The organism is Pseudorhodoferax sp. Leaf265, from assembly GCF_001422365.1.
GTDB lineage: Bacteria > Pseudomonadota > Gammaproteobacteria > Burkholderiales > Burkholderiaceae_C > Pseudorhodoferax.
Window position 1 is genome coordinate 1 of record NZ_LMMT01000029.1, and the last position, 12,739, is coordinate 12,739.

6 protein-coding genes are annotated in these 12,739 nt (G+C 74.5%); all 6 read left to right on the forward strand.

Going from position 1 to position 12,739, the window contains the following annotated elements:
* The first annotated feature begins 379 nt into the window (after positions 1-379).
* The 6 genes from ASF45_RS21525 to ASF45_RS21550 all read left to right on the forward strand — a co-directional run bounded on the left by ASF45_RS21525 (position 380) and on the right by ASF45_RS21550 (position 12,074).
* On the forward strand, positions 380-3,103 hold the full coding sequence (locus ASF45_RS21525; protein WP_056667664.1) for a phage tail protein: 2,724 nt from the start codon (positions 380-382) through the stop codon (positions 3,101-3,103).
* A 24-nt stretch (positions 3,104-3,127) separates the two neighbouring features.
* On the forward strand, positions 3,128-3,442 hold the full coding sequence (locus tag ASF45_RS21530) for a hypothetical protein (protein WP_056667667.1): 315 nt from the start codon (positions 3,128-3,130) through the stop codon (positions 3,440-3,442).
* A 41-nt stretch (positions 3,443-3,483) separates the two neighbouring features.
* Positions 3,484-3,849, forward strand: coding sequence for a hypothetical protein (locus ASF45_RS35525; RefSeq protein WP_056667668.1), 366 nt, complete (start codon positions 3,484-3,486; stop codon positions 3,847-3,849).
* Entirely contained in the window at positions 3,846-4,772 is a 927-nt protein-coding gene (locus ASF45_RS21540) for a hypothetical protein (protein WP_056667671.1), read from the forward strand. Before ASF45_RS35525 ends, ASF45_RS21540 begins: the two co-directional genes overlap by 4 nt.
* Before the next feature lie 184 nt (positions 4,773-4,956).
* On the forward strand, positions 4,957-6,900 hold the full coding sequence (locus ASF45_RS21545; protein ID WP_063887738.1) for a hypothetical protein: 1,944 nt from the start codon (positions 4,957-4,959) through the stop codon (positions 6,898-6,900).
* The gene (locus ASF45_RS21550; RefSeq protein WP_056667675.1) at positions 6,897-12,074 is read left to right on the forward strand and encodes a hypothetical protein; all 5,178 of its coding nucleotides are present in this window, start codon (positions 6,897-6,899) and stop codon (positions 12,072-12,074) included. Before ASF45_RS21545 ends, ASF45_RS21550 begins: the two co-directional genes overlap by 4 nt.
* Positions 12,075-12,739: the final 665 nt, after the last annotated feature.

The window sequence follows — 12,739 nt, forward strand, 5'->3', positions numbered from 1 at the left end:
CCCCCCACCTCCTCACCTCGATCAACCGTAGTGTCATTTGCTGGAACCAGAGGCCGGGATTGCCCCCGGCAGTGCAGTCACTTTCTCTTGTTTCGCCAAGAGAAAGTAACCAAAGAGAAGGCGACCCCGGTCCCCACGACCCTCCGCTTGCGCTCCGGGCAACCTGCGGTGCTCGCGGCCTGGGCGCATTGCACAACTCGCACCGTTCACTTCGTTCACTCAGCTCGAACAAGTGCAATGAGTCAGATGTTGAAGCGCGAGGTTCCCCGCGCCGCCCAGTCCACTGCGCTCCTCGGCGTGGGCACAGGGGCCCCGGGGAGCGGGAACCGAATCGGGCCATCGCTGCGCTCGGCCCACCTCATGGGCCTGGAGCACTGACATGGACGCCAACGGCCAACGCTTCTGGCTGCTCGGGGAGTCCGCGCACTTCCCGTCGCACGCCCACACCACGTGGGACGCCGACTGCCGCCGCCTGCGCCTGGCCTCCGAACGCACGCTCACGCCCGCGCTGCCCCCCGCCACCGCCTTCACCGCCGCGCAGGAGGCGCTCGAACGCATCCCCCGCGCCGTCGACACGCTCGAATGCGTGGCCCGCTGGGACGCCGACAGCGGCGCCATCCTGGTGCGCAGCGTGCTGCCCGACGAGGCCGTGCTGCTGGCGCTGGACGCCACGCCCACGGACCTGTGCAACGGCGCCGACGGCGTGCTCTACATCCTGCTGCCCGGCGCCGTGCTGCTGCACGACCTGCGCGGCCGCTGGGCCGACGCGCGCATGGCCCTGCCCGGCTTCACGCCCTGGCGCGCCGCCCCCGCGGCCGACGGCGGCGTGTGGCTCATGGAACGCGGCACCGGACGGCTCGCGCGGCTGACGGGCCGGCCGCGCCGCACCGAGACACCCCAGCCCGACGACTACGACCCGCGCGTGTTCCGCCCCAGCCCCGAGAACGCCTGTGCGCCGCAGATCCGGCTGCTGGCCGGCCCGCCTGGCGACGGCAGCGAGAACGCCGTGGCGCTGGCCAGCGGCCCCGACGGCGCGCTCGCGCTGCTGAGCTGGGCCACCGACGGCGCGCCACGCCTGCGCCGCTGGCGCGCCGAGGCCCAGCACTGGGACCTGCCTCACGCGCCGCAGGGCGCGGCCTACGCCCATGCGCTGGCCTGGCTGGCGCCCGACCGCATCGCCCTGCGCGTGCCGGGCCGGCGCGACGCACCGGCCTGGCAGCTCGGCGCCACGCCCGGCCCGCTCGCGCCGCTCGGCGAGGTCTACCCGCTCGCACCCGACGCCCTCGAGGCCCCGTTCTGCAACGGCCCCGTGCAGCCGCCCTGCTACCCCGTCGGCACCGCCGGCGCCGAACCGCTGCATGCGCTGTCGCTGCACCGCTTCGCCGCCCAGGGCGAGGCGCGCAACTATGCCGACAGTGCCACCGGCCTGGTGGCGCGGCTCATCGACAGCGGCGACACCACCACCGTCTGGCACCGCCTGTTCGCCGAAGCCGTGCTGCCGGCCCACACCGGCTTCGTCGCCTGGCTGGCCGCCACCAACGAACCGGCGCCGCCGGCCGACGACGACCGGCTGGCCTGGCACGCCCACCTGTTCGGCAGCATGGCGCTGGCCGAACCGCAACTGCCCCAGGCCGTCTGGGAACCCCTGCCCAGCGAACTGCCGCACCACCCCGGCCTGCTGGGCGGCGCCAGGGAACCGGGCCGCGCCGGCCTGTTCTCGGTGCTCGTGCAGAACAGCCGCCAGCGCGTGCGCACTCTCGCGGGCCGCTACCTGTGGCTGCGGCTGGCGCTGCAGGGCGATGGCCATGCCACGCCCGAGATCGCCGCGCTGCGCGTCTGGGGCAGCCGCTTCTCCTACGTGGACCACTACCTGCCGCGGCTGTACCGCGAATCGCAGTTCGGCAGCGCCGCCAGCGCGCCCGGCGAGCGGCTGGCAACCATCGACCTCGTGTTCGGCGACGCGTTGGATGCCGCCGATGCGGGCGACGTGGCGCTGCGTGGGCGCCTGCTGCTCGAGCAGGTCATGCTGGGCGCGGCCGCCAGCATCGCGGTCGAGCGCGCCGGCCAGGCCTGGCTGCTGCAGGACGGCGCCAGTGCCTGGCGGCTGCGCCGCGAGGCCGACGGCATCGCCATCTACCGCCCGCGCGCCACGCCGGCCGACTTCAACGCGCGCCTGCTGGCCAACTTCGAGGGCGTGCTGACGCGGCTGGAAGACCGCGTGGCCCACGCCCACCTGCTCAGCGACCCGGCGCTGGCCGACGACGGCCGCCTCGACTGGCTGGCCGGCTGGATCGGCGTGGCCTTCGACCCCGCGCTGCCGTCCACGCGCCGGCGCGACTGGCTGCGCGGCGCGCCCGACCTGGCGCGCTGGCACGGCACGCGGCGCGGCCTGCAGCTGGCGCTGGACATCGCCACCGGCGGGGCCGTGCGCGGCGGCGAGGTGCTGGTGGTGGAGGACTTCCGGCTGCGTCGCATCCTGGCCACGCTGCTGGGCGTGGACCTGGCCGACGAACACGACCCGCTGCTGCCCGGCCTGCAGGTCAGCGGCAACTCGGTGCTGGGCGACACGCTGTTCGTCGGCGAGCAGGCACGCGCCGAACTGGCCGCGCTGTTCAACGCCGGCCAGTTCGGCGTGGCCGGCGAGCAGGCCGCCCTGGCCTTCGATGCCGAACTCGCGCACCGCGCCACCGTGCTCGTGCACCAGGCCGTGGAACCGCAGGACCTGGGCCTCATCCGCCGCATCGCGCAGCGGGAGGCGCCGGCCCACGTGGAGCTGCGCGTGGCCCAGGCCAGCTGGCCGCTCCTGGTCGGCATCGCCAGCCTGGTCGGCGTGGACACCTACCTCGGCCCGCCGCGGCTGCCGCGCCCGGTGCAGGTGCAGGCGAGCGGCCTGGGCCTGGGCGACTTCCTCGTCAGCGCCGCCGTGCTGGACCCGCGGCTGGCCGGCGCGCCGGCCACCGCGGCGCCCGAGGCCGATGCCGGCCCCCCGCAGCGCGCGCTGCCCGGCGCCAGCTTCTGGCTGGACGGCAGCGGCTCGCGCGCCGCGCCGGGCCGCCAGATCACCGCGTACCGCTGGCGCTGGCTGGCCAGCACCGATCCCTGAACCCGCAACCCCTAGGAGCGCACCATGGCTGAATTCACCCCCGGCGTCGAGATTTCCACCGAAACGCCGACCATCGAGGTCACCGTCGGTCCCAACAGCCCGATGCCGATCGGGCGCCAGACCTTCCGGCTGGTCGTCGTCGACGATGCGGGCAACATGTCGCAGCCCGACCAGGTCGTCATCATCATTGCCGACCAGGACGCGCCCACGGCCGTGATCCGGGGGCCGCGCATCGCCGCCGCTGGCAAGAGCTTCGAGCTCGACGGCTCGGCCTCCTTCGATGCGGGTGGCGGCAAGGTCGTCAAGTACGTCTGGACCTACATGGGCCCCGTGACCTGAGCCCGCCGCGCTCCAGGCACCATCCCCGCAGGAACTGAACCATGGCCCAGTTCGCCATCGGCCAGGCCATCACCACGGACACGCCGGGCGTCACCGTCGATGCCGGGCTGGCCGTGGGCAGCCACCGCTTCAGCCTCGTGGTGCTGGACAGCGCCGGCCTGCGCAGCCGGGTGGCCGACGTACTGGTGGTGCAGATCCAGCGCTTGGTGGTGCCCGACCGGCCGGTCCCGATACCGGTCGATCCGGTCCGGCCCATCCCCACGCCGATCGACCCGGTCAGGCCGGTGGTCACGCCGGTCGTGACGCCGGTCATCAACCCCGTCAATCCCCCCGTCGTGGCCCCGGTGCGTCCGGTCGTCACGCCCGTGCGTCCCGTGCGGAGCCCCAAACCGAGGAGACCGCGATGAGCATCCTGGCCCCGGACACCGATCCGCTGCTGGCCCGGCCGAACGCCGACCGGCTCGCCTACGCCACCGGCATGCTGCTGGACGCGCAGGACTTCAGCGACGAACAGACCTACCACCGCGGCCGCCTCGCGCGCGCGCTGGCCTTCCTGGCCGGCCCCGGCACGCTGGCCGGGCTGCGCGTGGAGCATGTGCCCGGCAGCGCCACGCAGGTCGAGGAGATCCGCGTGCAGCCCGGCCTCGCGGTGGACCGGCTCGGCCGGCTCATCGAGCTGCCGCGCCCCGCCTGCCTGCGGCTGCCGCGCTGGTTCGAGGCGCTGGCCCCCACCGTGGACAACGGCGGCAGCGTGCCGCTGCAGGCCAGCTACGACGACGTGAGCGGCTTCGTCTCGCCGCGCTTCACCGCGTCCGGCACCGCGCTGCCCGCACGCGCGCTGGTGGCCGACGTGTTCCTGCGCTTCGTGGCCTGCCCGCGCGGGCTCACGCCCAGCTTCGCGCAGGGGCCGTTCGACGCGCTCAACGCCGTCTCGGTGGCGCGCCTGCGCGACGCCTACGAGCTGCAGCTGATCGCCCGCCCCGGCCTGGACACCGGCTACGACGGCCTGCCGCTTCCGCCCGGCGGCGCGGCGCTGGGCGACGCCACCGCCACACCCCAGGCGCGCCGCGACGCGCTGCAGGATGCGGTGCTGCTGGGCTGGTCCGCCAGCGGCCATGCCGGTGGCGCGGGCGAGGACGGTGGCCTGGAACCGGCCCCCGAGCACCCCGCCGCGCTGGCCGACCACAGCGCCGTGTTCCTGGCCCGCGTGCTGCTGCCCGTGGACGGCGCCACGCCGCCGGCCCGCACCGACGCCCTGCCCCTGGTGGACAACTGGGGCCGCCGTTTCCTGCCCCCCGCTGCGCTGTTCGCGCAGTGGGCGGGTTCATGACCATGAACACCCCCAGTCTGCGCGCTGCGCGCTCCGCCAACCCCCTCAAGGGGGCGCCGCCAGCGGCCTGGCAGAGCCAGTTCCGCGGCGTCTGCTGGCATGGCCTGCTCCGCGGCCCTCGGTACAGCGGCAAGGCCAACGGCCTTGGCCGATGCAACGGATCTACGAATAGGAGGACGAGGCCATGGCCATCAACCTGACCCAGGGCGCTGCCCGCGAACGCATCGACCCGGCCGAGGCGCCGGAACTGCGCCAGCGCGGCGTGCTCGTGGAAGACGCGCGGCGCGAGCGCCCGCGCTACTTCGACGGCCGCTTCCTGGCGGCGCGCGACCTGGTGCGCGACCAGCAGTACTTCCTCACGCGCGAAGCCGACCTGGGCCGCGCGGCCGGCAGCGGCGTTGCGCATGGGCTGGACGTGGCGCGCGGCGCGACGCAGCAGAGCATCACGATCGCCGCCGGCGACGGCATCACCGGCGCCGGTGAATTGGTGCTGCTGCCGCGCACGCTGGAGCTGAACCTGGCCGACATCCCGCTGGCGGAGCAACTGTCGGCGCGCTTCGGCCTGTCGCGCCAGCCGGCCGCGCCGCTGCGCAGCCGCACCGGCCTGTTCGTGCTGGGCCTGCGGCCGGTGGAGTTCACGGCCAATCCCATCGGCGCCTACCCGACCACGCTGACCGGTGCGCGCACCGTGGAGGACGGCGACGTGGTCGAGGCCACTGCCGTGGTGCTGATCCCCTGGCAGGACGACGGCGCGGCCGACGCGCTGGACGCGCGCCGCGGCACCGCCGCGCGCCGCATCTTCATGCAGCCCCAGGCGCCGGGCTGGTCGGCCAATGTGCTGCCCGTCGCCATGCTGGCGCTGCAGTCCAACAGCCTGGTCTGGATCGACGAGGCCCTGGTGCGGCGCGATCTGGGCGCCGACCGTGGCGACCTGCCCGGCCTCGGCCTGGCGCCACGCGGCCTGCGCCTGGCCCACCTGCTGCAGTACCAGACCCACCTGGCCGATGTGGTGGCGCAGCTGGGCAGCCGCAGCTTTCCGGCCGCCACGCAGTTCCCGGCGCTGCCACCGGCCGGGCCGCTGCCGCCCGGCGTGATCGACACGCGCGACTTCACGCAGCGCTACTTCCCGTCCGAGGTGGACGTGGACTTCTCCATCATCCCCGACGACGAACTGCCGGCCCTGGTCGAGGAGGCGCTGGCCCTGCCGCCCATCGACCTGCTGGCCAGCGAGGCCGCGCTGGACCTCACCGCCGTGCTGATCCTCGCGCCGGTGCCACGCGCGGAGTTCCGCGCCGTGCGCGCACGGCTCACGGCCGTCACGCGCGCGCTGCGCCCGGCCGCGCCCAACCTCATCGCGCAGCGCAAGCCGCTGGAGATCCTCACGCGGCTGCGCCTGCCGCAGCCGCTGCTGCCGGTCGACGTGGCCAACCCCTCGGACGCCGAATGGACGCGCCTGGCCCAGCTGCCCGGCCTGTGGTACGTGCGCCGGCGCAACCTGGCCTACCGCGACGACCTGGTCGGCCGGCCCGTGGCCGTGGCGGGCGGCGACGACGTGCCGGTGGAGCGCGGCGTGATGGCGCGCGTGGACGCGCTGGGCCTGCGCCCGGCGCTCGACCGTGTGCTGGCCGCCTCCAGCACGCGTGCCGCCGCCAACGTGGTGTCGCTGCTGGCCACGCCGCGGGTGGCCGCCTCGCCCACGCTGACGGCCGCCGCGCTCGGTGCGCTGAACGCCAAGGTCGAGGGCGCGCCGCAGATCGACCAGGCCCGTGTGCTGCGCGTGGGTGCCGAGCTCGCAGGTGGCGCCGGCAGCGGCCTGGAGAAGCTCGAGCGCGCCACCGGCAGCGCGGCCGTGACGCGCACGGCCCTCAGCAGCCTGGCCGGCAACGACCAGTGGCGCAAGCTCGACACCGCCGCGCTCAGTGCCGACAGCACGCGGCTGGCGCAGCTGGGCCAGCGCCTCACGCGCACGACGGGGGGGCCCGGCACCGCAGCGCCCGCGCCGCCGGTGGCGGAGCCCGCGAAGGCGCCCGCGCCGCGCAAGGCCGCAGTGAAGAAGACGCCCGTCAAAAAGGCCCCGGCGCGGAAAGCCGTGGCCAAGAAGGCGGCCAGGACGGGAGACGCACCGTGAGCACCACGCCCATCACCGGCGCGCTGGCCGGAGAGCGCGTCGTCGGCCTGTCGCCGGCCAGTGCCACTGAGGCCGCCAGCGACTGGCGCCGCCGGCCCAACGTGTTCCCGGGCCGCGCGCTGACGGCCGGCGCGCTGATGCAATGGCAGGCCTGGCAGGCCGGCCACCTCGCGCTGCGCGGCCAGGACTGGACGGCCGGCGTGGTCGACGGGCTGGAACTCTCGGTCCGGCTGCTGCCCGATGCCACCGGCTTCGACGCGGTCGAGCTGGAGATCGGCCGCGGCCTGGCCCTGGCCACCAGCGGCGAGGACCTGGTGCTGCAGCAGCCGCTGCGCTGCCGGCTGGCCGACGTGCCCGTGGTGGCGCCGGCCGGCTTCTTCGAAGACGGCAGCGGCGTCGGCCCCGGCACCGAGGGCGATCCCGCGACGCTGCGCACGCGCCGCATCGGCGCCGCGCTGGGCGCATTGGGCGAACCCGCCGAACCGGGCGGCGCGCCCCGCCCCGAGATTCCGGCTGCGCTGCCGGCCATCGGCGTGCTGGTGCTGCAGCCCGTCATGGCCGACCGCGCCAGCCTGGATCCGATGGACCCCTGCGAGCGCAGCGCCTGCGACGAAGGCAGCTACGGCGACGCCGCCGCCTTCGAGGACTGGCGCATGGGCGACGGCGCGCGCCTGCTCTGGTACGTCTGGCCCGGCGAGTGGCGCGGCACGCCGGCCGTGCCCGCCGTGCAGCTGCGCAATGCGCTGGCCTGGACCGTGTTCCAGGCCGAGGAGGCGCTGCCCGCCGGCCAGGTGCTGCCCTGGGAGGCCTGGGGCCAACCGCTGGCCCTGGTGGCACTGGACCCCGCCACACGCACACCGCTCTGGCTGGACCGCGCGAGCGTGGTGCGGCGCGGCGGCCAGGCCCGCGACGCGCGGCTGGTGGTCTTGAACGGCCGCCTGCGGGCCGACAGCCGCCGGCCCGCGCTGTGGCAGGCCCGCATCGAGCAGTTGGCCGAGCAGGTGGCCGCCAGCGGCGAGCCCGCGCCCGCCCCCGGAACGCTCAACGACGCCTTCGGCCGCTTCCTGCCGCCCGTGGGCCTGCTGCCGCGCAACGCCTTCGACGCGGCCGGACCGCGCAGTGCCTTCTTCCCGGTCGGCTTCGACGTCGATGCCGTGCCCATCCCGGTCGAGCAGCTGGACCTGGCGGTGCGCGCCAGCGCCGCGCTGGCGCCGCTGTCGGTCGATGCGGCCGAGAGCGTGCGCCTGCTGGTGCCGGTGCCGTTGTCGTCCTGGGAGCCCGGCCTGCTGCTGCCGGCGCGCATCGACCCGCTGTTCCAGCAGACGCTGGACGCGCACCTGCTGCGCCGCGCGCGCACGCTGGGCCTGCGCCAGGGCCTGCGCCAGCAGGCCGCCATGCTGGACCACGCGCTCAGCGGCAAGGTGCAGCCCGTGCCCGCGTTCAAGGACGACCCGCTGGCGGTCGAGACCGAGTCGCTCGCGCCCTGGGGCGAACCGCCCCCCGGCGGTGGCCACCGCAGCACCTTGCGCGCCGGCCTGCACCAGCACTTCTTCGACGGCGCCGCGCCGCCGTTCACGGTGCAGGACACCGAATCCCTGTTCTGCTGGGTCTGCCTGGACCCGGACAACCCGCCGCGCCAGCTGCAGCTGCGCTGGCGTGCGCCGGACGGCTGGGAGCACCGCGCCTACTGGGGCGAGAACCTGATCCCGGGCGGCGCAGACGGCACGGCCGCGCGCCTGCGCGTGGGCGACCTGCCCACGCCGGGCCAGTGGGTCATGCTGACCGTGGCGGCCAGCGCGCTGGGCCTGGCCGGGCAGAACCTGGACGGCATGGGCTTTGCGCTGTTCGACGGCCGCGCCGCCTTCGGCCTGACCGGCGCGCGCACGGCCGAGGTCTGGCGCAAGTGGTTCTGCAACTTCCTGCCGGCCGGCGCGCGCGTGCAGGGCGACGAGCCCTGGGACCTGCTCAGCGCCAACGACCTGTGGATGCCGTTCGAGCCGCAGCGCGGCGTGGAGCCCAGCCTGCCCGACCTGGAGGACGAGGCCGGCGACGGCGGCATCTTCGGCCAGCCCGGCACCGGCACGCCGGCCGCGCGGCGCCTGGCCATCCCCACCAGCGGCTTCAGCCTGGTCTACCCGCCGGCCACCGGCTGGCGCGGCCACAGCGTGGTCAACAACGCACCCGTCACGAACGGCCAGGGCGGCCTGGCCAGCATCACCATCGGCGCGGGCGACCAGTTCAGCAGCTGGATCTACCTGGACGAGCTGAACCCGCCAAGGGCGCTGTGGGCCGGCCTGATGCTGATGGACCTGCGCCCGGACGTGCCGGCCGCAGCGCGCATCCAGTACGCCTTCGGCTACTGGGGCGAGAACCGCCAGGCCGAGCTGGTGCGCACCGTGCCGGGCCTGGAGACGCTGAACGCGCGCACCCGGCGCGCCGGTGCGCTGCCGCGCTCGGGCAGCTGGGTCGAGCTGCCGCTGCGCCTGCCCACCGCCGCCGACCTGCCCAACGGCGCCTCGCGCTATGCCGTGCTCGGCATGGTGCTGACCGGCTACCAGGGCCAGTTCGCCGTCAGCGACCTGCTGCACCGGCCGCCGGCCGGCACCACGCAGCCCGCGCCGGCCCCGGTGCTGCTGTGGCCCACGAGCATCAGCGCCGACCCGCGGCCGACCACGGTGCCGCCCTACGCGCCGTTCCTCACGCCCGCGCCGATCCCTCAGCACAACCTGGGCGTGCTGACGCCCACGCCGTCCTCGCGCATCGGCACGGTCAGCGTCTACACCGAACTGGTCGGCGACCCGCTGCTGCTGCGCCTGTCCGACCACGAGCAGTCGCAGCTGCTGTTGCGCGGGCTGCAGGGCTTTGCCGACTACCTGCGCCAGCGCATCGACCGGGCCGACGACATCACCGACTTCGGTTTCGCCCACATGCAGGTGGACATGCACCGCATCCGCCAGCTGACCATGAGCGCGACCGACGCCGGCCGGCTCGCGATCTCGCCGACGCTGGCCGCGCTGGCCAAGTCCGACAGCGCGATCGAGGTGCAGAAGGAGATCGGGGCCTACATCGACCGCGTGCGCCAGACGGCCGCGGCCGCCGCCGCACCGCCGCCTGCGCCACCACCGCCCCCGCCTGCTCCCGCGCCCAGCCCCTCGCCGTTCCGGCCAGGCGTCTCCAGGCTGGCGGCCGACATCGGCGGCATCTCGGCCGTGCGCATCGGCACCATCACCGGCGCCAGCAGCGGCAGCCTGCTGGCCGGCAACACGCTGGCCGCCAGCGCGCTCGCTGCGCGGCCCGGCCAGGCGGCGCAGCAGGCCAACCTGGGCAGCAGCACCAACCTGGCCGCGCGCAGCGGCGTGGCCGCCGTCAATCGCCTGGCCGAAGGCGTGCTGGTCCAGCGGCCCACGGCGCCGCTCAACATCGTCTACGCCAATCCCGTCGTGGGCCTGTCGGAGATCCGCACCACGGCGCTGGCCGAGCGGCTGCGCAACCCGCCTTCGCCCGAGGCGCGCAACTACGCGCTGTCCAACCGCGCGCGCACGGTCACGTCGCTGCTGAACCTGCTGGAGACCTTCGCCGCCGAGGACAGCGGCGAGGTCCCCGCGCTGCTGCAGGACTTCCAGATCCCCGGACTGGCGGGCGACCCCTTCCTGGCCGGCCTGCCCGCCGGCACGCTGCAGCGCCCGCTGTCCGAGTTCCGCGGCAACACCACGCTGCAGGAGGCCCTGGCCCGTCCGCCCGCCGGCAGCGACAACGCGCTCGACGAGGCCACGCTGTTCACGCAGGCCGTGAGCCTGTCGGACACCACCATCGCCATGCTGCGCCGGCTGGAGGCACGGCTGACCGTCTACCGCGATGCGCTGAGCCGCTGCGAGACCGCGCTGGCCACGCTGCGCGGGCAGGTCGGCGCGATCGCTGCGCGCCAGGCCGAGGTCGCCAGCGCGCTGGCCGAGGCACGCCACGACGTGAGCGTCACGCGCGCGCTGCTGGCCGAGGAGACCGAGCGCATCGCGGCCGTCAACGCGCGCCGTGCCAAGGTGCTGGCCGAGGAGGTCAAGTTCATCGCCTACGTGCGCCCGCGCGAGGCCGACAACCTGCTGGCCACGCCCACCCATGCGGTCGATCCCGGCCTGGTGGAAGCGCCGGTGCCGGCCTGCCTGCGCGCCCACCCCGAGCCGCCCGAGGAACTGCTGGACATGCTGCGCGTGGTGCGCGAGGCGCCCGCGCCCTGGTTCGCGCAGGTGCCCCCGCTGCTGCAGCGGCTGGACAAGGTCGACCACCTGGTGCGCCTGCTGGACGGCGCCCAGGTGCGCGCGCTGGCCGGCCTGGCCCAGCCGCGCCTGTCGGTCCAGGTGCTGGCCGGCGCCAGCCGGCTGGCCACCGGCATCGCCCAGCTGGCCACGCGCCAGACCGAGGCGCTGGCGCCGCGCGTGGCCACGCTGCAGACCATGAACCTGAACCTGCTGGGCAGCCTCTCCTGGCAGGGCGTGCGCGACCAGGCCGCCCAGGTGGTCAGCTTCGGCGACCTGGCCGAGGGCGGCCACGGCCGGGCCGACGTGGCGCGCGCGGCCGCCGACGAACTCGACCGCATCCGCGGCGTGGCGGCCTGCCTGCATGCCGAGTTCAGCGGCGTGCTGCCGGCGATCCGCCTGCAGTGGGCCGAGCTGCTGTCCGAGTTCGACGCCGCGCCCAACCTGCGCAACCTGGCCAATCTGCCGCGCTGGGCCGAGATACCCTACCTGGACCGGCGCCAGATGCAGGCCTATGCCGACTGGCTGTTCGGCCAGATCGAGCCCGGCCAGCCGCAGGCCGTGGCCCTGGTCAACGACGTGGTGCGCATGTGCCTGCTGCTGGCCAGCCACGCGCCGGTGGACCGCATCGTGCAGGGCCGCATGGCGCGGCCCACGCCGGGCGTGCGCCCCGGCGTGCGCATCCCGCTCACGGTGCTGGACGCCACGCCGTTGCGCGTGGGCATGGCCGCGCTGCTGTACCGGGCCGACCAGCTGGTGGCGCGCGCCACGGTGGAAGACCTGGGCCAGGGCGAGGTGATGGCGCGCGTGGTGCACACCGAGCAGACCCGCGTGGACCTGGGCGACGACGTGCGCGTGCACTTCGACATGGCCACCACCGTGAGCCTGGCGGCCACGACGGCGCGGCGCACGCTGTTCCGGTGACATGGACTGCCCCGCCACCTCCCGCGGCCGAGCGAAGCGATGGCCCGAACACCAGGCCGAGCGCAGCGATGGCCCGGATCGGAATTTCCCCTGTGCCCCTGCCGAGGAGCGCAGCGCCATGGGCTGCGCGGGGAACCTCGCGCTTCAACATCTGACTCATTGCGCTTGTCCGAGCGTAGTGAACGCAGTGAACGGTGCGAGTTGCGCAATGCAGCCCATGGCGCGAGCACCGCAGGTTGCCCGGAGCGCTAGCGGAGGGACAGGGGCACCGGGGTCGCCTTCTTTTGCTTACTTTTCTTGGCGANTGGCGCGAGCACCGCAGGTTGCCCGGAGCGCTAGCGGAGGGACAGGGGCACCGGGGTCGCCTTCTTTTGCTTACTTTTCTTGGCGAGACAAGAAAAGTCAGTCGTCGTGCGGGGGCGAAATCCCCGCCTCCTCATTCGGATCAGCAAGTGGTGTGCATAGAAAACGCTGCTTCAAAACAAGCACCAGAGGCCGGGATATGCCCCCGGCAGTGCAGTCACTTTCTTTCGTTTCGCCGAAAGAAAGTAACCAAAGAAAGGGCGACCCCGGTGCCCCCGTCCCTCCGCTAGCGCTCCGGGCAACCTGCGGTGCTCGCGGCCTGGGCGCATTGCACAACTCGCACCACTCACTGCGTTCGTTCA